Genomic DNA, 20,713 nt, shown 5'->3' with positions numbered 1-20,713 from the left:
GGTCAGCCCGCGGGACACCGGCGAGCTGCGCGACATCGTGCCCTCCGCCTTCCTCCACTACGGCTTCGACCATCTGATGGCCAACACCATCCCGCTGGCCGTGATGGGCTTCCTCGCCGCGCTGGGCGGTATTCGCCGCTTCCTGGGCGTCGCCGCGCTGATCATCGTCGCCGACGGCCTCGGCGTCTGGCTGGTCTCCCCCGAGTACAGCGTCACCGCGGGCGCCTCCGGCCTGGTCTTCGGCCTCTTCGGCTATCTGGTCGCCCGCGGCTTCGTGGACCGCAGCGCCCCCGACATCGTGGTCGGCCTGCTGGTCGGCGCGATCTGGGGCGGCTCCATCTGGTTCGGCATATCCCCCGGCCAGGACGGCGTCAGCTGGCAGGGCCACCTCTTCGGCCTGGCGGCAGGCACCCTGGCCGCCTTCGTCTTCCGCCGCCGAGCGCCGCGCAGGGCGGCCCTCCCGCCGTACGCCTGAGGATGCGGGCCCTCGCGGGTTCAGGAGCGTGCGCCCGGGTCCACGGGGAGGTCGGCGGTGTCGATGGTGAGCCGACCGATACGGGTGTCCACGGTGACCTTCCCGCCGTACGGGATGGTGTCCTGGCCCCGGTAGCCGTCGGGGCCGGGGTTCCACCGGGTCACGCAGTGCGCCCGGTACGGGTCGAGGACCAGGTAGTTCGGGATGCCGCGCCGCGCGTACGCCTGGTCCTTCACCTCGTAGTCGAGGTGCGCGGTGCCCGGCGACACCACTTCCGCCGCCAGCTCGATCAGCTCCGGCGGGTAGGCGATGAGGTTCCTGGCCACCTCCGCAGCCGGCAGCAGCGCGAGGTCCGGGCAGAACTCGTCGTCCTCGTCGAACGGCACCGCCACATCGCTCACGCACTCCCAGCCCTCAGGGAGCTGGGCGGCGAGCTGGTCCCACAGGGTGTGGATGGTGGCGCCGTCGAACGGCTTCACCGGGGTGAGCAGGAAGCTGCCCGCGACGATCTGCGACCGGAAGCCGGGGAACGCGTCCTCGAACCGGCTCAGCCGCGCGGCCACGGGTGCTCCGTCCGTACCGGTCATGCCGAGCCCCTTCCCGATCCGCGCACTCGGTGGTCAGGCCGGACGCTAGCGGTCGACCGTGGGTGACGGGCCCGGTTCCGTCCCCTTCACCCCTTCGGGCTACCCCCGCAGCCCCCGGACCACCAGGTCCAGCAGGGCGCAGGCGAAGAGGGCGATGCCGATGAAGCCGTTGACCGTGAAGAAGGCCCGGTTGAGGCGGGAGAGGTCGTGGGGGCGGACGATGGTGTGCTCGTAGACAAAGGCGGCGGCGACGACGAGGAGGCCGAGCCAGAAGAAGAGGCCGGCACCGGTGAGCAGGGCGTACCAGACGAGCAGCCCGGTGGTGACGACATGGGCGGCGCGGGCGCCGTGCAGGGCGGCGGGGATGCCGTAGCGGGCGGGGACGGACTTCACGCCGTGGGCGCGGTCGGCCTGGACGTCCTGGCAGGCGAAGATGAGGTCGAAGCCGCCGATCCAGACGCCGACCGCGAGGCCGAGGACCACCGCGTCCCAGGACCAGGCGCCGGTGACAGCGATCCAGGCGCCGACCGGGCCCATGGCCTGGGCCAGACCCAGGATGGCGTGCGGGAAGTTCGTGAACCGCTTGCCGTAGGGATAGACCACCATCGGCACGACGGCGATCGGGGCCAGGGTCAGGCAGAGCGGGTTGAGGAGGGCGGCGGCGCCGAGGAAGACGGCCAGGGCGAGCAGGGCGCCGGTCCAGGCGGAGCGGACCGAGACCGCGCCGGTGACCAGTTCGCGGCTCGCGGTGCGCGGGTTCCGGGCGTCGATCTCACGGTCGATGATCCGGTTGCAGGCCATCGCGAAGGTGCGCAGCCCCACCATCGCCACGGTGACCAGGAGGAGTTCCAGCCAGTGCACCGAGCGGTCGGCTTCGAACATGGCGGTCAGGGCGGCGATATAGGCGAAGGGCAGCGCGAAGACCGAGTGCTCGATCATCACCAGCCGGAGGAAGGACTTCACCTTGCCGGCCGGCTGCGGCCGGGGCGCGGGACCGGAGCTGACGACTCCGTCGGCGGTGGTCATCACGCGAGGCTCTCCAGGAAGGCGTCGAGGTCGGTCAGCAGAGCGGAGACGGGCAGCGGGCCGGTCTCCACGGTGACCGGGGCGACCTCGTCGCCGGGCGGGGTGACGCGGGCGGTGAAGGCGTACGCGTCGGGACCGGCCGGGTGGGCGTCCAGCCGCAGCACGGCGCCGCCGTCCACGGTGAAGGGGCCTGCGGCGGCGGCCAGTTCGGCGCGCAGTTGCTCGGCGAACCCGGCCGGCTCGGTGTTCCGTACGCCGGGCAGGTCGAAGCCGTCGCCCTCGCCGGTCCCGGTCTCGTAGAGCACCGCCCAGGTGTCCCCGGGCCCGGCGAACTCGGCCGGGTCGACGCCCGCCTCGGCGGCGGCCCGGATGACGTCCGTGTCGGCCGGGTCGAGCTCGGGGCGGACGAAGGCCACATAGGCGTCCTCACCGCCGAGGAAGAGGGCCGGGCCGGCCATCGCGGAGCCGCTCACAGTCCGTACTCCTTCCAGCGCCGGTCCACCGTGGCCGCCGTCTCCGGGTCGGACACCACCATCTCGGGCCAGCCGCCGTCCCGGGTGTAGCCCTCCTCGGGCCATTTGGCGGTGGCGTCGATACCCGCCTTGCCGCCCCAGAACTGCTGGTAGGAGGCGTGGTCCAGATGGTCCACCGGCCCCTCGACCACGGTCAGGTCGCGGGCGTAGTCGGTGTTGCCCAGCGCCCGCCAGGACACCTCGTGCAGATTGCGTACGTCGCAGTCGGCGTCCACGACCACGATCAGCTTGGTGAGCGACATCATGTGCGCGCCCCAGATGGCGCTCATCACCTTCTGCGCGTGCTTGGGGTACTTCTTCTCGATCGAGACGATGGCGCAGTTGTGGAAGCCGCCGGACTCGGGGAGGTGGTAGTCCACGATGTCCGGGACGATGATCTTGAGCAGCGGGAGGAAGAAGCGCTCGGTGGCGCGGCCCAGCGGCCCGTCCTCGGTGGGCGGGCGGCCGACCACGATGGACTGGAGCAGCGGCCGGCGGCGCATGGTCACGCAGTCGATGGTGAGCGCCGGGAACGGCTCCTGCGGGGTGTAGAAGCCGGTGTGGTCGCCGAACGGCCCCTCGGGAAGGGTCTTGCCGGGCTCCAGCCAGCCTTCCAGCACCACCTCGGCCTGCGCCGGCACCTGGAGCGGCACGGTCTTGCAGTCGACCATCTCGATCCGCTTGCCCCGGAGGAACCCGGCGAACAGGTACTCGTCGATGTCCTCCGGCAGCGGCGCGGTGGAGGCGTAGGTGACGGCGGGCGGCGCCCCGAAGGCGATGGCGACCGGCAGCCGCTCCCCGCGCCGGGCGGCCACCTGGTAGTGGTTGCGGCTGTCCTTGTGGATCTGCCAGTGCATGCCGATGGTGCGCCGGTCGTGCCGCTGGAGCCGGTACAGCCCGAGGTTGCGGATGCCGTTCTCGGGGTGCCGGGTGTGGGTGAGCCCCAGGTTGAAGAAGGAGCCGCCGTCCCCGGGCCAGGTGAACAGCGCGGGCAGCGCGTCCAGGTCGACGTCCTCGCCGGTGAGGACCACCTCCTGGACGGGGGCGTCCTTCACCTTCTTCGGCGGTACGTGGGCCATCGCGCCGAGCTTGCCGAAGGCCTCGCGCACCCCGGTGAAGCCGTGCGGCAGCTCGGGGCGGAGCAGCCCGCCGATCTTCTCGCCGATCTCGTCGTACGACTTCAGGCCCAGCGCCTTCAGCGTGCGGCGGTCGGTGCCGAAGACGTTCATCGCCAGCGGCATGGCCGAGCCGCGCACGTTCTCGAAGAGCAGGGCCGGGCCGCCGGACTTCTGCACCCGGTCGACGATCTCCCCGACCTCCAGGTACGGATCGACTTCGGCCTTGATGCGCTTGAGGTCGCCGTCGCGCTCCAGCGCCCTGAGCAGCGAGCGAAGATCGTCGTAAGCCATGGGGTCCAGTATCCGCCACCGGCTACGCTGGCTCTGTCACCGGGGCTGTCGCGACACGGCCCGCCGCTGCTTCCAGGGGGCTGTCCCACATGCTCAGGGCGCTCATGTTCATCCTGCCGCTGGCGCTGACGATCTACGCCTTCATCGACTGCCTGAACACCTCGGAGGAGGAGACCAAGCACCTGCCGAAGGTGGCCTGGGTCTTCATCATCCTGCTGTTCTGGATCGTCGGCCCGATCGTCTGGCTGGTCGGCGGCAAGGCCCGCACCGGGCCCCGTCCCGGCGCGGGCAGGCCCGGCGGCCGTGGCCGCTCGGGCGGCGGCTGGGTCGCGCCGGACGACAACCCGGAATTCCTGAAGTCGCTGGGCGGCGACCGCCCGGCCGCCCCGCGCGAGGACCGCGAGGAAGGGTCCGAGCCTGAAAAGGACGCCCGCCCGGCGGACGAGCAGGGCGGCGGCGGTCCGGCCGACGGCGGCCCTGGCCCCTCGAAGTCCTGAGTCCCGACAGCCCTCAGGAGGCGTCGAAGTCCCGCGCCTCGTAGTCGTCGCGCAGGCCCTGCCAGCGCTTGGTGGACCAGTCGGCCCAGTCGGTGCGGTGGCCGTCCAGATGGGCGGCCAGGTGCAGGAAGTGGTCGTGCCAGCAGGCCAGCCGGTCCAGCCGCTGTTCCTCGGTGCCCCGGAACTCGTTGGTGAAGCGCAGCACGGTGGTGCCCGGCCGCTCGCCCGGCTCCAGCTGGAACCGCATCCTGCCGTGCGGCCCCACCGTGTACTCGGCGATCCGCTTCAGCTCCCAGGCCGTCACCGTCCCGCTCTCGGCGGGCCCGGGGGCCGCCGTGCGGTCGGGCGGGGTCAGCCAGCGCAGCGCGACCTCGCCGCCCAGCCGGGGCTGGAGCCCCCGGGACTCCGCCAGCCAGTCGCCCAGCCCACCGGGGGTGGTGAGCGCCAGCCAGACCCGCTCGCCGGGGTGCGGCAGCGGCACGGCGAACCGGAGGATGTGCCGGTCGCCGCGGGTCTCCGTCTCACCGGGCGGCAGCAGCGTGGGGGCCATGCCCCCAGCCTCCCGCGCCGCCCGGCCGCGCGCGACCGCGCCCTCGCCGGAGCGGTCACACCCCGGCGGTCACACTCCGGCGGTCACACCCCGGCGTAGGAGTGCTTGCTGTTCACGAAGATGTTCACGCCGTAGTAGTTGAAGAGGAAGCAGGCGAACGCGATGAGCGCGATGTACGCCGCCTTGCGGCCCTTCCAGCCGGCGGTCGCCCGGGCGTGCAGATACGCGGCGTAGGCGACCCAGGTGATGAAGGACCAGACCTCCTTGGCGTCCCAGCCCCAGTAGCGGCCCCAGGCGTCGCCGGCCCAGATGGCGCCCGCGATGATGGTGAAGGTCCACAGCGGGAAGATCGCCGCGTTGACCCGGTAGGCGAACTTGTCCAGGGACGCGGCGGCCGGCAGCCGCTCCAGCACCGAGCGGGCGAAGGCGCTCGGCGAACCGCCGCCGGCGAGCTTGCTCTCGTAGGAGTCGCGGAACAGGTAGAGCAGGGTGGCGACCGCGCCCAGGTAGAAGACGGCGCCGCAGAAGATCGCGGTGGAGACGTGGATCCACAGCCAGTACGAGTGCAGCGCCGGGACCAGCTGGTCGCTCTCGGTGTAGAGCCAGGTGGTGGCGATGCCGAGGTCCAGCAGGACGGTGGTGACCAGCGGCAGGCCCATCCAGCGGATGTTCTTCTTCGCCAGCAGGAAGCCGAGGTACGCGCCGACCGCCACCGTGGAGAAGGTGGTGGAGAACTCGTACATGTTGCCCCAGGGGGCCCGCTGCACCGAGACCGCGCGGGTGACCACACCGGCCGCCTCGACCAGGAAGGCGAGAGTGGTCAGCGAGACGGCGATCCGCCCGTAGAGGTCGCCCTGCTCGTCCCCGCCGGCCGCGCCCGGACCGTCCGGCACGTCCCGCGCCCCGCTGGCAGAGCGGGTGACCACCTTGGGCCGGTCCAGCACCGCCGTACCGCCCGCGGTCTTCACCTGGGGGGCCGAGGCCGCGGCGGCGGTACGGGCCGGGGTGAGCGCGGCGGCGGTGCGGCCGACCTTGCTGCGGCTGCCGAGGACCCATTCGGCGATATGCGCCAGGAAGGCGAGGGTGTAGACGGCCATCGACGAGTAGATGAGCACATTGCTCATCTCCGCGAGGCTCTCGTTGGTCGCGGCGGCGAGATTCACTTCTCAGCCCCTTCTTCGGCGGGGCCGGCGGAGCCGGCGGGATCTGCGGCGGAGGCGGCAGTGTCTGCGGGATCCGCGGCGGAGGCGGAAGCAGCCGCGGTGGAGTCGGCGGACTTCGCAGGATCGCCCGCGGGGTCGGCGGCGGAGGAGGCGACAGCGTCTGCGGGATCGGCGGCGGAGGCGGCGGGATCCGCGGGGTCTGCGGCGGGATCCGCGGGGTCGGCGGCAGGACCGCCGGAGCGGGCGGGCTTGCCCGAGGCGGGGGCCGCCGGGGTGACGGCGCCGGGGGTAGCGGGCTCAGCGGGACCGGCGGGGGACGCGGCGTCCCCATCTGCGGCTTCCGGGCCGGCCGCTTCCGGGGCGGCCGCTTCCGGCTCTTCGCCTCCGAGGGCATCCGTAGCGTCCCCGCCCCCGGGGCCCTCGGCCGTCGGCGCGGTCGGGGCCAGGGCGTGGAGGCGGGCGGCCAGTTCGGCCAGCTCCTCGGGGAGCTTCGCGGACTCGCTGCGGCCCAGCCCCGCCATCTCCACCACCGTCACCCCGTCGGGACCGGCGGTGGCCCGTACCCACACCCGGCGGCGCTGGATGAACAGCGAGCCGGCCAGGCCCGCGATCGCGGCGATCGCACCGGCCAGCGCCAGGCCGTTGCCGGGCTGCTGGGAGATCTGGAAGCTGGCCCACTCCTTGATCTCCTTCTCGAAGGTGACCGAGCCGGCGCCGTCGGGCAGCTTCATGGTCTCGCCGGGCAGCAGGGTCTGCTTGAAGACGTCGCCGTTCTTGTCCTTGAACGGCTTCAGCTTGCTGCGGTCGAGCTGGTAGACGTTCTGCGGCAGTCCGGCGTTGACCCGCAGGTCGCCGTGGTAGGCGCCGAGGTTGAGGGCGGGGGCGGCCAGGCCGGGGAACTTGCTGAACATCTGGCCGTGGCCCTTGCCCGCGTAGGTCGGGACGAAGAAGGCCGGCAGGCCCAGCTGCTCCTTCTTGCCCTTCTTGTCGCGGTAGCCGTCCATCACCTTGATCACACCGGTGGAGGTGATGTTGTTGTCCACCGGGAGCAGCGGCACCGCGCCCTTGAAGACGACCTCGCCGCGCGGATCGCGGACGGTGACCACCGGGGCGTAGCCGTGGGAGATCAGGTACACCTTGGTGCCCTCGACCACCAGCGGCTCGTTGACCTTGATCTTGCCCTTCTTGTCCGGGCCACCGGGCACCGAGTAGTTCACGTCCGCCTCGAAGGTGCGGGGCGTGCCGCGCTGCGGGCCGCTCGTCTCGTAGGTGCCGCTGAACTGGTCCAGGGTGAAGCTGAACGGGGCCAGGTCGTCGGTGTCGAAGAGGGAGCCGGAGCGGAAGTCGTCGTAGAGCGGCAGCGTGTTGGAGAAGCCGTCGCCCTCCACCACCAGCTTGCCGCCCTCGGACTTGAAGAGCTGGCCGGTGGCGAAGGCCACCAGCATCACGATCAGCGCCACATGGAAGAGCAGGTTCCCGGCCTCGCGCAGATAGCCCTTCTCGCCGGCGACCGAGCCCTTGGCGCGGTGCGCCCGGTAGCGGCGGCCCTTAAGCAGCCGCAGCGCGGCCTCGTCGACCTGCTCGGGCGTGGCCCCGGTGCGCCAGGTGGTGTACGCCGGGAGGCGGGTGAGGCGCTTGGGGGCGGCCGGCGGGCGGCCGCGCAGCTGGCCGACGAACTGCCAGCTGCGGGGCACGATGCAGCCGATGAGGGAGACGAACAGCAGGATGTAGATCGCGGAGAACCACACCGAGCTGTAGACGTCGAAGAGCTGGAGCTTCTCGTAGAGCGGGGTGAGGCCGGGGTTGGCGGTCTTGAAGTCCTGGACCTTCATCTCGTCCACCCCGTTCTGCGGGATGAGCGAGCCCGGGATGGCCCCGAGGGAGAGCAGGAAGAGCAGGATCAGCGCGACCCGCATGGAGGTCAGCTGGCGCCAGAACCAGCGCAGCCAGCCGATCGGCCCGAGCGTCGGGCCGCCGGTGGAGGTGTCCTCCCGGGGGGCGGTGGACAACTGGGCGCCGGCCTCGGCCTCAGAAGCCGCCTCGGCCTCGGAAGCCGCCGCTTCGGTCTCGGAGGCGGCGCGGTTCACCGCGCTCGTGTCGGTCTTGCTCATCGGACTAGATCCCCACCTGGAAACCGTTGGACCACACCTGCATCTGCTGCACCAGGGTGTCCCACACACCTGTGAGGAGCAGCAGTCCGGTCGCGATCATCATGGCGCCGCCGATCCTCAGCACCCAGGCGTAGTGGCGCTTGACCCAGCCGAAGACGCCGAGCGCCTTGCGGAAGGCGATGGCCGCGAGGACGAACGGTACGCCCAGACCGAGGCAGTACGCGAAGGTGAGCAGCGCCCCGCGCCCGGCGCCGGCCTCGGTGGCCGACAGGGACAGGGCGGAGCCGAGGGTCGGGCCGATGCACGGGGTCCAGCCGATGCCGAACAGCGCGCCAAGGAGCGGCGCCCCGACCAGCCCGGTGGCGGGCTTGCGGTGGAAGCGGAACTCGCGCTGGGTGAACCAGGGCATCAGCCCGGCGAAGAAGACGCCCAGCAGGATCATCAGCACACCGAGGACGGTGGTGAGGGTCTCCCGGTACTCCTGGAGGGTGCTGCCGAAGTAGCCGAAGAGGGCGCCGCCGGAGACGAAGACGGCGGTGAAGCCGAGGACGAAGAGGGCGGCGCCGGCGGTCATCCGGCCGCGCCGGGCGTCGGCCAGGTCGGTGCCGGTGACCCCGGTCACGTAGGACAGGTAGCCGGGGACCAGCGGCAGCACGCACGGGGAGAAGAAGGACACCAGTCCGGCGAGCAGGGCGATGGGCAGGGCGAGCAGCAGCGCACCGCTCTCTACCGTCTCGTTCATAGGACTACTTCTCCGCGACCAGCGGGTCGATCATCTCGCGCAGCTTGTCCTCGCCGAGGGCGGCCATCGAGCGGGCGGCGATCCGGCCCTCGCGGTCGAGCGCGATGGTGGTCGGGATGGTCTGCGGGTTGAGCGTGCCCTTGGGGAAGCCGTTCACCAGCAGCTTGCCCGCCGGGTCGTGCAGGCTCGGGTAGGTGATCTGGAAGTTCTTCTCGAACTGCACGGCCTGGTTCTCGTTGGGGTCGCGGACGTTGAGTCCGACGAACTCCACGCCCTGCTTCTTCAGCTCCTTGGAGACCTTGGCGAAGTGCGGAGCCTCGGCGCGGCAGGGGCCGCACCAGGAGCCCCAGACGTTGAGGACGACGACCTTGCCCTTGAGGTCGGCCACGTCGAACTGCTCGCCGGTGAGGGTCTTGCCCGCTATGGCGCCGGCCGGCTTGCGGTCGGCCGGGGCGACGGTGGCGATGCCGCTCTTGCCGGTGACGAAGTTGGTACCGCCGCCGCTCTTGAGGTCGCCGTCGCCGCCACCGCACGCGGTGAGCGTGAGCGCGGCCGCGACGGCACCGGTGAGCAGCAGGGCGCTGCGGGGGGCGCGGCGGGTTCCGGAACTCGACCGAGGGCTCATGTGAAAAGTTTCGCATGGGCGTTCCGGGGATCTTCCGCGCCCCCCTGGCTGCCCGTAAAGGGCTGATGTGAATAGCGCCTAAGGGAGCCGGAAGCCCCGGAGGCTCCCAGCTTCCTTGGATTCAAGATCGGCTCCCGGCCCCGCAGGCCCTGTTCCGGCCCCCGCCGCCCCTCAGGCGGACCTCGGACGGACTCCGGACAGCCCTCAGACGGACTTCAGAAAGGTGTTCCAGCCGCCGGTCGGGGACTGCCCGGGCTGAAGGGTGCGCATTTTCTCCACGATCTTCGGGTCCTGCACGTCCAGCCAGTCGCAGAACTGGCGGAAGGAGACCATCCGCACGTCCTTCTTTCCGCCGATGTGCTTGATCGCGGATTCCACGGCGTCCATGTAGATACCGCCGTTCCACTGCTCGAAGTGGTTGCCGACGAAGAACGGCGCGCGGTTGGACTCGTAGGCGCGCTGGAATCCCGCGATGTACGCCTCGGTGGACTGCCGCTTCCACTCCGGGTAGCGGGAGGTCATGCCCTTGGTGGAGTTGCCGGACTGGTTGGCGAGCATGTTGTAGTCCATCGACAGCACCTCGAAGGACCGCCCGGGGAAGGGGATCTGCTGGAGGGGCAGGTCCCAGACGCCCTGCTTCTTGGCGGGCCACATCTGGTGGCCGCCGGGCGAGCTGGCGTCGTAGCGCCAGCCGAGCTTCTTCGCCGTGGGCAGCAGGTTGTCCTGGCCGAGCAGACAGGGGGTGCGGCCGCCGACGAGTTCCTTGCGGTAGTCGAAGGGCAGCGGGTCGATGTCCTTCCAGCCCGAGATGGTCTTCCATTCGGTGACGAACTTCACGGCCTGGTCGATCTCGCTCTGCCAGTCCGCGGAGCTCCAGTTCCCCACCGATCCGGAACCGGCGCAGAAATGCCCGTTGAAATGGGTGCCTATCTCGTGTCCGTCGAGCCAGGCCTGGCGGACGTATTTCAGCGTCTGCTTGATGTGGTCGTCGGTGAGGTAGCCGATGTCGGAGGCGCCGACGCGGTTCTTCGGCGGGCGGTAGAGGGTCTGCTTGGACTCGGGCAGCAGATAGAGCCCGGAGAGGAAGAAGGTCATCGCCGCGTCGTGTTCCTTGGCGAGTTCCAGGAAACGCGGGAAGAGGCCGTTGCCGACCTCGCCCGCGCCGTCCCAGGAGAACACCACGAACTGCGGCGGGGTCTGACCCGGCTCCAGCGGTACGGGCCGGTCCGGCTGGTGGGGCTGCTTGCCGGTGTCGGCCGTGGAGCCGTCGCCTATCAGCCGTTCCTTGGCGGTCGGCGAGGGGCTCGTTCCGCCGCCCTTGCCGGGGTCGCCGGCGCCACCCGCCCCGTCGCCACCGGACTTGCCGCTCGCCGACTCACAGCCGGCGACCCCGAGGGCGGCCGCTGCCCCGACTCCCGCTCCGAGCAGTCCCCTTCGAGTGATGCCGCGCATATCGTCCCCATCCGCGTTCGCGCTTCTTCGCTGCCGTGCCGGCGCTCCCTACCTGACGTGGGACTTGACTTGGGTCAAAACCGGCATTCAGTGAGAGGGGTGGGGAACTCGCGCGGTTCCGGAGCGGGGTGCACCACTTCGCAGTGTCATGCCCTGACCACACAGCGGCGCCCGGCCCCGTACCCCTGGAGATACGAAGCCGGGCGCCCTGTGCCTTGCTCAGGTGCCTCACTCAGGCGCCGAAGGCCTTGGACGCGCCCTTGGACTTGGCCGGCCTGGCGCCCGCGCGCAGATGCGGCGGGACCAGGTCGAGCGCGGGCTCGCTGTAGCCGACCGAGACCAGCTTGGCGCCCTGGTAGGTGAAGGAGGTCAGCGAGGCGAGGGTGCACTGCCGGCGGCGCGGGTCGTGCCAGAGGCGGCGCTTCTCGGCGAAGCTGCGGACGATCCAGATCGGCAGCTGGTGGCTGACGCACACCGCCTCATGGCCCCGGGCCGCGTCCCGGGCCGCGTCCAGCGCGCCCATCATCCGCACCACCTGCTCGATGTACGGCTCACCCCAGGAGGGGCGGAACGGGTTGGTGAGGTGGCGCCAGTTCTCCGGGCGGCGCAGCGCCCCGTCGCCGACGCCGAAGGTCTTGCCCTCGAAGACGTTGGCCGCCTCGATCAGGCGCTCGTCGGTGGCCACGTCCAGGCCGTGCGTCTTGGCGACCGGCTCGGCCGTCTCCTGCGCCCGCTCCAGCGGGGAGGCCACCACATGGGTGACGTCCCGCGCCGCGAGGTGCTCGGCGACCCGGTCGGCCATCCGCCGCCCCAGCTCGGAGAGGTGGTAGCCCTCGCGCCGCCCGTAGAGCACCCCGTCCGGGTTGTCCACCTCGCCGTGGCGCACCAGGTGGACGACGGTGACCTCGCTCTCCTGCTTGCGGGTGCTCACGCGGCGGCCCCCGGAGTGGCCTGGGCGGCGGCGCGGGCGGCGGCCGGCAGCGCGTCGGAGATCCGCTCGATGGCCCGGGCGTCGTGCGCGGTGGACACGAACCAGGACTCGAAGGCGGACGGCGGCAGATAGACGCCCCCGGCCAGCATCGCGTGGAAGAAGGCGGTGAAACGGAACGACTCCTGGCGCTTGGCGTCCTCGTAGTTCCGCACCCGCTCCTCCCCGGTGAAGAACACCGAGAACATGTTGCTCGCGGTCTGGATCCGGTGCGCCACGCCCTCCTTGTTCAGGGCGATGGACACCAGCTCCCGCACCTCCCGGGAGACCGCGTCCACCTTCGCGTACGCCCCGTCGTCCAGCAGCCGCAGCTGGGCGAGGCCGGCGGCGGTGGCGACCGGGTTACCGGAGAGGGTGCCCGCCTGGTAGACCGGGCCGGCCGGGGCGAGGTGCGCCATCACCTCGGCGCGCCCGCCGAACGCGGCCGCCGGGAAGCCGCCGCCCATCACCTTGCCGAAGGTCATCAGGTCGGGGACGACCCCGTCCACCCCGAACCAGCCGGCCCTGCTGGTACGGAAGCCGGTCATCACCTCGTCCGAGACGAACAGCGCGCCGTGCTCCGCGCAGAGGTCCTTGAGCCCCTGGTTGAAGCCCTCGGCGGGCGGGACCACGCCCATGTTGCCCGGCGAGGCCTCGGTGATCACACAGGCGATCTGGCCCGGGTTGGCGGCGAAGGCCTCGCGCACCGCGTCCAGGTCGTTGTACGGCAGCACGATGGTGTCGCCGGCCTGGGCGCCGGTGACGCCCGGGGTGTCCGGCAGGGCGAAGGTGGCCAGCCCCGAGCCGGCGGCGGCCAGCAGCGCGTCCACATGCCCGTGGTAGCAGCCGGCGAACTTCACCACCTTGGCGCGGCCGGTGAAGCCGCGGGCCAGCCGGATCGCCGACATGGTGGCCTCGGTGCCGGAGGACACCAGCCGCACCTGCTCCACCGGGGGGACGCGGTCCACGATCTCCTCCGCGAGCGCCACCTCGCCCTCCCCGGGCGTACCGAAGGAGGTGCCGCGGGCGACCGCCTCCTGCACCGCGGCGATCACCTCGGGGTGGGAGTGGCCGAGGATCATCGGCCCCCACGAGCAGACGAGGTCCACGTACTCCCGGCCGTCGGCGTCCGTCAGGTACGGACCGTCACCGGACACCATGAACCGGGGCGTACCGCCCACGGCCCGGAAGGCGCGCACGGGCGAGTTGACACCGCCGGGCGTCACTTTGGACGCGCGGTCGAAAAGCGTCTGTGAGACTGGGGCTTCGTATGAGTACGGCACGTTGTCCTGACCTGCGAGTACGGGTACGGCTACGGCTGACGGGCGGGCGGCGGCGGGGCGCCGTGGGAAGGTCCGTACGGCGGTCCCGCCCGACGGGCCCGTTGAACGGACCGCCCGCCCGCGACGTTCTTTACGACGAGGCGCCGGACCTCCGCGTCTGCGAAACTGGAGCCTCATAGGGAATGGTCACGCGATCCATGGTGTCAGAGGCGCGGGCCCATCCGCGGACAGGTGTTTCACCACACGTCCGTGGGGGAGGTCACTGTCACGATGATCGGGTTGCGCGGCGGGGGCTGTGTTACCTAAAAAGCAGTCGGGTGGAGATATGCATCGCGGTGGCGGACTGGGCGAGGGGACCGACGACCTGGGTCCCGAGCCTGCCCGGCGGGGAAGGCACCGACGCGAGCAGGACGGACCTCTGGGGAGCACCGGGCCCCTGGGCGGCAGCACAAGCGGGGGTGGCCGGGGCATGGGGGTGACCTACAAGTACTTCGGCGCGCCCGACGGCGCCACCGCGGCCCGGGTACCGATCTCGATGCGCCCGGAGGAGCTGGGCGGCGACGAGCTCGGCATGGGCGGGATGTTCACCAAGATCAAACCCGAGACGATAGCCGCGATGGTGCTCACCGGCATCCAGGGCATGCCCCTGCACCGCGTCCCCCCGCTGGAGCTGGTCGTCCTCCACCCCGACTACGCCGTGGTCAAGCTCCCCATGACGGTCGTCGACCCGCTGCGCGGCGTAGGCGAGGAGTCCGTCGGCGCCGCCGCCTTCATCTGGTCCACCGTCCCCGACCGCGGCGGCCCCCGCGACGCCTTCAACGTCTACCAGCTGCTCCACGAGTGGCAGGACTTCTCGCACCGACTGCACGAGGCGGGGCACCAGCCCTACTGCTTGGTGTGGCCGTGAGCGCCACCAGCTGAGTCCGAGGGCCCTGACTCCTCGGCCGGGATTCGGCCACGGGTTCGGTGAAAGTGCCGCCTCGGGCGGCTGCGGTGGGCCACAATCGTCGGGCGCGTGCCGGTGGGGTGGGGGTGGATGCCCGTGTCCCGGCCCGGAGAGCCCCGGGCGCCCGTCCGCGCCGGCAGCCGGCGAGCGCGGGCGGCTGCGGGAAGGACACCGCTGTGAACAGCTCCGCCGGACGCGCGGAGGCAGGAGCGTTACGCCGGCCGGACCGTGCCGTCGCACCCGCGCCCCTGCTCACCGACGACCGGGTGCCCTATCTGGCCCGGCTGGCCGAGAAGGCCGCGGCCGCGCTGCTCGCGGCCGGGGTCGAGCTGCGCTACCCCGAGCGGACGGTGCTGCTGACCAAGGGCGAACCCTCCACCCACGTACTGCTGGTGCGGGACGGCTGGCTGAAGGTGACCGACGAGTCCGCCGACGGGCATGAGGCGCTGCTCGCGCTGCGCGGCCCCGGGGACGTGGTGGGCGAGAGCGCGGCCCTGGACGGCACCACCCGGTCCGCCACCGTGGTCACCCTGGAGCCGGTGGCGGCCGTGGTGATCGCCTCCGAACGCTTCCGCGACTTCCTCGACCGCCACCCGGCGGCCGAGCGCTCCCTGATGGCCGTGGTCACCGACCGGATGCGGGCCGGCGACCGCAAACGGCTGGAGCTGGCGGCCTGCGACGTCCGGCAGCGGCTGGCCCGGCTGCTGCTGGAGCTGGCCGAGCACCACGGCGAGCGGGTTGCCGAAGGGGTACGCGTCCGGGTCCCCCTCACCCAGCAGGAGCTGGCCGGGGCGGTGGGCGCCTCCCGCGAATCGGTCGCCCGGCTCCTCGGCGAACTGCGCGAGCGGGACGCCGTGATCACCCGCCGTCAGGAGCTGGTGGTGACCCGGCCAGAGGTACTCCGGCGCATCGGCGGGCCGGCGTGAGGGGACGGAAGGCCCGCGCCGGCAGGCCGATCCCGACCCGCTGACCCGCCACCGGACAGCCGGCCGCACCCCTCTGCGTCATCGGTCACACAGACCGTGCGCAGGACGCCCTACTCGCCCGGCGCCTGCCCGACGACCCTGGTACGGCGGGGGGCCGGCGGGGCCCGTTCAGGTCGGGTCCCGCCGGATCCCGCCGGGGTCCCGTGAGGCGCCTCGGCACCGCCTCGTCACCGCTTCCCCACCTCCGTCCCCGTCCGGCCGGGCCCATCCGGTCGGCGCACCACCGAGGAGACGCGCCGCATGGCGGAACCCAGCAACAAGACCATCCTGCTCATGGACGCCGAGTCGTCCGAGGAGCGGCTCGACACCGAGAAGGCCGTGCTGCGGCGGATGCTGTACGCCGTGCTGAAGGAGGGCCTCTCCGCCGTACCGGTGGAGCCGACCGAGTACCGCGTCGAGGACCGGGGCGACGGGGTGTTCGTCCTGATCGACCCCGCGGTGCCGAAACCGGCCCTGCTCCGGGCGCTGCTCACCGCGGTGCCGGAGCGCCTGGCGAGCGACAACCGGCTGGCCGCCGAGGGCGCCAGGCTCCGGCTGCGGATCGTCGTACACAGCGGGGAGGTGGCGCTGGACGAACGGGGCGCCGTCGGCGGAGACCTCGACCACGCCTTCCGGCTGCTGGAGGCGGACGCGCTCCGGCAGGCCCTGCGGGCGACGGCGGAGCCGAGCGTGCTCTGCGTCTCCGAGGCCGTCCACCGGGGCGTGGTGCGGCACCGCTACCCGGGGGTGCGCGCCGAGCACTTCCACCCGCTGACCGGCACCGCCAAGCACGGCAAGGCGCTGACGGGCTGGTACCACGACCGTACGACGGCGTACGTCGCCGGGGGCGGGGACGGGAAGGGGGCCGGGGACGCGGAGAGAGCCGGGGCCGGGAATCGGGCTGAGGCCGGACCCGGGGCCCCCGCCGCCCCGCCCGCCCCCGCGGCCGCGCCGCCCCAGGGCGGCGCCCAGCCCACGCTGCACGCGCACACCGGCAACTTCTTCTTCGGCACCGCCCAGTTCGGCGGCGACGCCGTGGCCGGCGACAAGTACGGCGGCCCGGCGCCCGAGCGGCCGACCGAGGGTGTGGAAGGGACGGAGCGGTGAGCGGGCGACCGGAGCACGCGGACGACGGCGAGGCCGTGGCGGAGGGACGGCGGGCGGCCCCGGGCGCGGATGGGCCGGAGGAGGTCGAGGCCTCCTCCGGCCGGGACGCCGACGGCCGGGGCTCCGGCGGCCCCCACCCGGCTGACCCGGCCGATCCGGCCGACCCGGCGGACGCGGAGGTCCCCGTGCCGGACGCCTGGGAGGCCGTGGAGCAGCTCTTCGCGCTCGCCCCGCACCTCGCCGCCGGACGGGCCAATGTCATGGCGGGCGAGAACCGGTTCGGCGGGGACGCGGTCGCCGGGGACAAGCACGTCCATCTGCACGGCGGGACGCTGCCCCGGCTGCGGCTGGCCGGGCCGGTGCCGGACGAGGAACTGGCCGAGCTGGTCAGGACGTTCGCACCCAGCCGCCGCTACGACGAACTGGCGGGCGAACTCGCCGTACGGCGGGTGCTGGTGGTCCGCGGGCGGCCGGGCACCGGTCGGCGGACGGCGGCGCTGCGGATGCTCGTCCAGGCGACGAGCGGGGCGGGGAGCGGGGCGGGGAGCCGGTCGGGTCCGGCCGCCGGGGCGGTGGTCGCGCTGGACCCGGGCACCGACCCGGCCGACCTCGCCGGCCACGTACAGCCGGGCCGCGCCCATCTGCTGATGGACCCGGTGAACAGCCCGGACGCCCCGCTGCGGGACGTCCATCTGCACGCGGTACGCAGCCGTCTGGGCGATGACGGGGTGCTGGTCGTGGTCGTGGCGCACGGCAGCGCGGTGGAGGGTGCCGAGCCGTACGACTGGGAGGCCCCGTCGGCGGCCGCCGTGGTGCGGGCCCATCTGGCGGACGCCCTGGAACGCGCCGGTGGGACGGGCCAAGGAGAGGGGCCCGAGGTGCGGGTCGGCGAGCTGCTGGGGCTGGAGGTCGCGGTGCGGTACGTGGGCGGGCGGCCGTCGCCCCGGGAGGCGGCCGGGTTCGGGCGGCTGCTCGCCGAGTGCGCCACCGGGCGCCGTGAGCAGCGGGAACTGGCCGTCTACGGCCGGATGTCGGCGGAGGAGACCGCCGGCTCCTGGTTCGGCGGCGGTGACGGAGGGCCGGACGGCCCCATCGCCCTGCGCGACAAGGCGTTCCTGATCGCGCTGGCCGCCTTCGACGGGTCCGCCTACTCCCTGGTGGCCGAGCTGGGGGACCTGCTCTTCCGCGGGCTGCACGCCGTCGAGGAACCCGAACGCCCCGCCGCGTACCCGGTGTTCGGGACCTCACCGGCCGCCCGAGCGGCCCTGGCGAGGGCCCACGAGTACGACGAGGAGACGGATACCCCCTGGGGGCGGATGCCGCAGCGGTCCATCGCCTTCGGCAACGAGGCCATGTGGAGCACGGTGCTGCACCATGTGTGGACCCGCCACCCCGCCGTCCACGCTCCGCTGGCGGACTGGCTGCGCTCGCTGACCGGCGACCACCGCGTCCTGGTACGGCTGCGGGCCGCGGTGACCTGCGGAGTGCTCGCCTCCGTCGACTTCCCGTACCTCCACGGGAGGTTCCTCGACCCCTGGGGCGCCTCGCCGAACCCGGCCGAGCGGCAGCTGGCGGCCTGGGCGCTGTACACGGCGGCCGAGCAGGGCGCGGACACCGCGGTCCGCCGGCTGCTGGCCCAGTGGAGCGGACGGCCCGACCTGGCCCGGCGGTGGACCGCCGCCCGCGCCTACGCCCTGCTGGGGGCCGCGACCGCGCAGACCGCGCTGCGGGACATCGAGCGGATGGCCACCACCGGGCCGGAGCCCGACGCGCTGCTGGGCGCGGCACTCCGGCAGACCGTGGACGCGCTGCTGCAGGGCCCGGCCGCCGCCCTGGTGCTGGACCGGCTGGTGGCATGGCACGGCCGGCGCGGGCCGCTGCGGGAGCTGGCCGCCGTGGGCTTTCTGCGCGGCGCGCGCCGACTGGTACGCGCGCGGGGCGCGGAGGCGAACGGGTGGCCGCGGCTGCTCTGGCTCGCTGACCGGGACCCCACCGCGTTCGAACAGGTGGTGGAGGTATGGCGCGCACTGCTGGCCTCCTCGGCCGACCGCGATTCCGCCCGGGAGGTGCTCGGCGTCTGGGTGCGGGCCGCGGACCTGGCGTCCGCGCGGCTGGACCGCGCCGCCACCGGGGAGGACCAGGCCGTCTCCGCCCTGGAGAGCGCGCTGGGCCGGCTGCTCGGCGCGCTGGTACGCACCGGCAACGACGTCCAGCGGCTCGACTACCTGCTGCGCCGCGCCCAGGGCCACGACGGCACGCCGAGCGCGGCCGCCGCGCGGCTGCGGGCCGCCCTGCCGCCCCACGCGGACCACTGAGCTCTCCCCTCACCCCCACATCCGCAGACCACCGTGTGCGCCGCACACCAGAGCAGGAGAACGACAGGTGCAGACCGACCACGACCCCGTCCACAACGTCCACCCGCTGGGCCGCTTCCACTTCGTCAGCCAGCGCCCGCCCTCCTCGGCGGACCTCGCCCTGGTCTTCCTGACCTCGGCCGGCCGTCCGCGCGCCTATCTGCCCCAGCAGCAGCCCACCCGCGGTGAGCTGGTCAGCGGCAACTACCGCACCCTGTACGAGGTGCGGATGGGCGTGCAGCACATGACGCTGGAGCACCGGCTGCCCAGCTCCGGCGACGCGGCGTTCTTCACCGCGGAGACCGATGTCACCTGGCGGGTGGTCGACCCGCAGAAGGTGGTGGAGCTCCAGATCCGGGACGTCCGCACCCTCATCCAGCCCAGGCTGCTGGCCCGGATGCGGCAGGCGAGCCGGCGGTACGAGATCGAGCAGGGCGCCGCGGCCGAGACCGCGGTCAACGAAGCGCTCGCCGACGAGCCGATCGCCGCCGCCGAGGGGCTGGACGTCCAGTGCCACGTACGGGTCAGTCTGGACCGGGAGGCGATCCAGCAGCACGCCTCGCTGCGCTCGCTGTCGTACGAGAGCGTCCGCACCGAGAACGAGCACGAACTCGCCCAGCTCAAGGCCCGCAACGAGCGCGACTCGATGCGGGAGAGCAGCGACTTCTACGTGGAGATGCTCGCCGAGGGCGAGTTGGGCCGCTGGGGGCTGCATCTGGCCCGCAACCCCGGGGACGTCCCGCTGGCCATCCAGTCCATGCGGGACGACGAGCGCGAGGCCAGCGCCAACCAGATCCGCATCATCGAGCGGCTGCTGGACTCGGGAGTCATCGAGGACCACCTGCTGGAGGAGACCGCGCGGGCGGCGCTGAGCGCGGTGAAGGACCGGCTGCAGGACGCGGGGCAGGGCCGCACCCGCAAACCGCCCCTCTACCGGGAGCAGTTGGAGAAGGGTCCCTCGGCCGCGGACCCCCGCGACGAGCAGCCGGGAGAGCCCGGTGACCGGCGGTGACCCCGGCGGCCCCGTGGACCGACCCGCATCTGTGGGTGCCCGCACTGGGGTACGCGCTGCTGCTCGGCGGCGCCGGCTACGCGCTGCTGCGCTGGGCCGCCGGCACCCTGCTCGGCCATCTGGAGACCGGGATCGTGTACGCGGTGAACGTGGTGGTCCTCGGGCTGCTGCTGCCGGAGTTCTTCTGGACGAAGGCGCAGCGCCGGATATCGGGGCACGCCGCGCCCTTCGCCTACTCCTACGGGGACGCGGTGTGCGCGTTGGCGACGGCCGGGCAGCGCTTCTCCGGCACCGTGCTGACGGCGGCCCGCGAGGCGGTCGGGCGGCTCGGCCACCGCGGGGCGCTGGTGTGCGGGGTGCTGGGCGCGGCGGTGCTGCTCTGGTCCCGCCTGTGGTGACGCCGGTGGCGACGTCCGCGGCCCCGCCCGCGCCGGAACCCGAAGGGGTGCGGGCGGGCGAGCAGCTGCTGGCGGAGCTGCGCGCCGAGATCGGCCGGGCGGACACCAAGGCGTCCGTGCTGGTCGGCGCGCTGGGCCTGTGCGCCGCCACCGCGCTGGGCGGGTGGGCCGCCCTGCCGGTGGCGGGGCCGGGGCGCTGGCTGGTCCTGGCCGGCGGGGCCGCCTGGGCCCTGGCTCTGGGCTGCCTGCTGTTCGCCACGGCCCCCCGCTACCGGGCGAGCCGGTGGCGGACCGGCGCCCCGATGACGTACTTCCTCGATGTCCGCCGGGCCGCCGGGGTCGGGGCGCTCGCCGTCGGGCTGCGGGACGCCGAGCGCGACCGGCTCTCCGCCGTGGTCATCGCGCTCGACGACACCAGCGCCATCGTGGCGGCCAAGCACCGGTGGATACGGGTCGGGCTCGGCTGCTTCGTCCTCGGCGGGGCCGCGCTGGCCACCGCCTTCCTGGCGGGGTCCTGACCCGGGCCTCTGGA

General features: G+C 72.9%; 21 protein-coding genes. 9 read left to right on the top strand and 12 right to left on the bottom strand.

Translation table 11 applies throughout. The features are described 5' to 3' along the window. Positions 1–475 (top strand): rhomboid family intramembrane serine protease (locus ABZ945_RS29925; RefSeq protein WP_361275858.1); only part of this gene is annotated, 475 nt, incomplete at its 5' end. A gap of 20 nt (positions 476–495) precedes the next feature. Here ABZ945_RS29925 and ABZ945_RS29920 read toward each other — a convergent pair. The 4 genes from ABZ945_RS29920 to ABZ945_RS29905 all read right to left on the bottom strand — a co-directional run bounded on the left by ABZ945_RS29920 (position 496) and on the right by ABZ945_RS29905 (position 4,009). Continuing rightward, positions 496–1,062 (bottom strand): Uma2 family endonuclease, encoded by a 567-nt coding sequence (locus ABZ945_RS29920; RefSeq protein WP_361275855.1) that lies wholly within the window; start codon positions 1,060–1,062, stop codon positions 496–498. A gap of 99 nt (positions 1,063–1,161) precedes the next feature. Then, a complete protein-coding gene (gene mqnP, locus ABZ945_RS29915) occupies positions 1,162–2,088 on the bottom strand; it encodes a menaquinone biosynthesis prenyltransferase MqnP (RefSeq protein WP_361275853.1) in 927 nt (308 codons plus the stop codon). Next, positions 2,088–2,561, bottom strand: a complete 474-nt coding sequence (locus ABZ945_RS29910) for a hypothetical protein (protein WP_361275851.1) — start codon at positions 2,559–2,561, stop codon at positions 2,088–2,090. Before ABZ945_RS29910 ends, mqnP begins: the two co-directional genes overlap by 1 nt. After that, positions 2,558–4,009: a menaquinone biosynthesis decarboxylase gene (locus tag ABZ945_RS29905; RefSeq protein WP_361275848.1), complete on the bottom strand. Its 1,452-nt coding sequence runs from the start codon at positions 4,007–4,009 to the stop codon at positions 2,558–2,560. The genes ABZ945_RS29910 and ABZ945_RS29905 overlap by 4 nt, the downstream gene beginning before the upstream one ends. Positions 4,010–4,113: 104 nt before the next feature. On the opposite strand from ABZ945_RS29905, the gene ABZ945_RS29900 reads away from it, so the two are divergent. Next, complete coding sequence (locus ABZ945_RS29900; RefSeq protein WP_361275867.1) at positions 4,114–4,506, top strand: PLD nuclease N-terminal domain-containing protein; 393 nt, start codon at positions 4,114–4,116, stop codon at positions 4,504–4,506. Positions 4,507–4,519: 13 nt separating this feature from the next. On the opposite strand, the gene ABZ945_RS29895 is transcribed toward ABZ945_RS29900, so the two are convergent. The 8 genes from ABZ945_RS29895 to hemL all read right to left on the bottom strand — a co-directional run bounded on the left by ABZ945_RS29895 (position 4,520) and on the right by hemL (position 13,399). Further along, positions 4,520–5,056, bottom strand: coding sequence for an SRPBCC domain-containing protein (locus tag ABZ945_RS29895; RefSeq protein WP_361275845.1), 537 nt, complete (start codon positions 5,054–5,056; stop codon positions 4,520–4,522). An 83-nt stretch (positions 5,057–5,139) separates the two neighbouring features. Beyond that, a complete protein-coding gene (gene ccsB / locus ABZ945_RS29890) occupies positions 5,140–6,219 on the bottom strand; it encodes a c-type cytochrome biogenesis protein CcsB (protein WP_361275843.1) in 1,080 nt (359 codons plus the stop codon). Further along, entirely contained in the window at positions 6,216–8,330 is a 2,115-nt protein-coding gene (locus ABZ945_RS29885) for a cytochrome c biogenesis protein ResB (protein WP_361275841.1), read from the bottom strand. Before ABZ945_RS29885 ends, ccsB begins: the two co-directional genes overlap by 4 nt. 4 nt (positions 8,331–8,334) lie before the next feature. Beyond that, positions 8,335–9,072, bottom strand: a complete 738-nt coding sequence (locus ABZ945_RS29880; protein ID WP_361275838.1) for a cytochrome c biogenesis CcdA family protein — start codon at positions 9,070–9,072, stop codon at positions 8,335–8,337. Positions 9,073–9,076: 4 nt separating this feature from the next. Further along, entirely contained in the window at positions 9,077–9,697 is a 621-nt protein-coding gene (locus ABZ945_RS29875; RefSeq protein ID WP_361275835.1) for a TlpA disulfide reductase family protein, read from the bottom strand. A 204-nt stretch (positions 9,698–9,901) separates the two neighbouring features. Beyond that, positions 9,902–11,149, bottom strand: a complete 1,248-nt coding sequence (locus ABZ945_RS29870; RefSeq protein WP_361275832.1) for a hypothetical protein — start codon at positions 11,147–11,149, stop codon at positions 9,902–9,904. A 232-nt stretch (positions 11,150–11,381) separates the two neighbouring features. Continuing rightward, a complete protein-coding gene (locus tag ABZ945_RS29865; RefSeq protein WP_361275829.1) occupies positions 11,382–12,080 on the bottom strand; it encodes a histidine phosphatase family protein in 699 nt (232 codons plus the stop codon). Then, positions 12,077–13,399, bottom strand: coding sequence for a glutamate-1-semialdehyde 2,1-aminomutase (gene hemL / locus ABZ945_RS29860; protein ID WP_361275826.1), 1,323 nt, complete (start codon positions 13,397–13,399; stop codon positions 12,077–12,079). Before hemL ends, ABZ945_RS29865 begins: the two co-directional genes overlap by 4 nt. A gap of 325 nt (positions 13,400–13,724) precedes the next feature. On the opposite strand from hemL, the gene ABZ945_RS29855 reads away from it, so the two are divergent. The 7 genes from ABZ945_RS29855 to ABZ945_RS29825 all read left to right on the top strand — a co-directional run bounded on the left by ABZ945_RS29855 (position 13,725) and on the right by ABZ945_RS29825 (position 20,699). Then, positions 13,725–14,306 carry a hypothetical protein gene (locus ABZ945_RS29855; protein WP_248636989.1) on the top strand — a complete coding sequence of 194 codons (582 nt, stop codon included), beginning with the start codon at positions 13,725–13,727 and terminating at the stop codon, positions 14,304–14,306. A 215-nt stretch (positions 14,307–14,521) separates the two neighbouring features. Further along, on the top strand, positions 14,522–15,271 hold the full coding sequence (locus ABZ945_RS29850; protein ID WP_361275822.1) for a Crp/Fnr family transcriptional regulator: 750 nt from the start codon (positions 14,522–14,524) through the stop codon (positions 15,269–15,271). A gap of 300 nt (positions 15,272–15,571) precedes the next feature. After that, positions 15,572–16,417, top strand: a complete 846-nt coding sequence (locus ABZ945_RS29845) for a hypothetical protein (protein ID WP_361275819.1) — start codon at positions 15,572–15,574, stop codon at positions 16,415–16,417. Continuing rightward, on the top strand, positions 16,414–18,732 hold the full coding sequence (locus ABZ945_RS29840) for a hypothetical protein (RefSeq protein WP_361275816.1): 2,319 nt from the start codon (positions 16,414–16,416) through the stop codon (positions 18,730–18,732). The genes ABZ945_RS29845 and ABZ945_RS29840 overlap by 4 nt, the downstream gene beginning before the upstream one ends. A gap of 67 nt (positions 18,733–18,799) precedes the next feature. After that, the gene (locus tag ABZ945_RS29835; RefSeq protein WP_361275813.1) at positions 18,800–19,783 is read left to right on the top strand and encodes a hypothetical protein; all 984 of its coding nucleotides are present in this window, start codon (positions 18,800–18,802) and stop codon (positions 19,781–19,783) included. Next, positions 19,780–20,181, top strand: coding sequence for a hypothetical protein (locus ABZ945_RS29830; RefSeq protein WP_361275810.1), 402 nt, complete (start codon positions 19,780–19,782; stop codon positions 20,179–20,181). Before ABZ945_RS29835 ends, ABZ945_RS29830 begins: the two co-directional genes overlap by 4 nt. A 5-nt stretch (positions 20,182–20,186) precedes the next feature. Further along, a complete protein-coding gene (locus tag ABZ945_RS29825) occupies positions 20,187–20,699 on the top strand; it encodes a Pycsar system effector family protein (RefSeq protein WP_361275807.1) in 513 nt (170 codons plus the stop codon). The last annotated feature ends 14 nt before the right edge of the window (positions 20,700–20,713 follow it).

Source organism: Streptomyces sp. NPDC046887 (assembly GCF_040644755.1).
In the GTDB taxonomy this organism is placed as follows: domain Bacteria; phylum Actinomycetota; class Actinomycetes; order Streptomycetales; family Streptomycetaceae; genus Streptomyces; species Streptomyces lichenis.
This window is presented reverse-complemented; position numbering and strand designations above follow the sequence as displayed.

What these genes read in the sequence shown, in the direction of transcription:
- ABZ945_RS29920 (WP_361275855.1), bottom strand. Translation starts at nt 1,062, where the DNA reads ATGACCGGTACGGACGGAGCACCCGTGGCCGCGCGGCTGAGCCGGTTC.
- mqnP (WP_361275853.1), bottom strand. Translation starts at nt 2,088, where the DNA reads ATGACCACCGCCGACGGAGTCGTCAGCTCCGGTCCCGCGCCCCGGCCG.
- ABZ945_RS29905 (WP_361275848.1), bottom strand. Translation starts at nt 4,009, where the DNA reads ATGGCTTACGACGATCTTCGCTCGCTGCTCAGGGCGCTGGAGCGCGAC.
- ABZ945_RS29900 (WP_361275867.1), top strand. Translation starts at nt 4,114, where the DNA reads ATGTTCATCCTGCCGCTGGCGCTGACGATCTACGCCTTCATCGACTGC.
- ABZ945_RS29895 (WP_361275845.1), bottom strand. Translation starts at nt 5,056, where the DNA reads ATGGCCCCCACGCTGCTGCCGCCCGGTGAGACGGAGACCCGCGGCGAC.
- ABZ945_RS29885 (WP_361275841.1), bottom strand. Translation starts at nt 8,330, where the DNA reads ATGAGCAAGACCGACACGAGCGCGGTGAACCGCGCCGCCTCCGAGACC.
- ABZ945_RS29880 (WP_361275838.1), bottom strand. Translation starts at nt 9,072, where the DNA reads ATGAACGAGACGGTAGAGAGCGGTGCGCTGCTGCTCGCCCTGCCCATC.
- ABZ945_RS29875 (WP_361275835.1), bottom strand. Translation starts at nt 9,697, where the DNA reads ATGAGCCCTCGGTCGAGTTCCGGAACCCGCCGCGCCCCCCGCAGCGCC.
- ABZ945_RS29870 (WP_361275832.1), bottom strand. Translation starts at nt 11,149, where the DNA reads ATGCGCGGCATCACTCGAAGGGGACTGCTCGGAGCGGGAGTCGGGGCA.
- ABZ945_RS29855 (WP_248636989.1), top strand. Translation starts at nt 13,725, where the DNA reads ATGCATCGCGGTGGCGGACTGGGCGAGGGGACCGACGACCTGGGTCCC.
- ABZ945_RS29845 (WP_361275819.1), top strand. Translation starts at nt 15,572, where the DNA reads ATGGCGGAACCCAGCAACAAGACCATCCTGCTCATGGACGCCGAGTCG.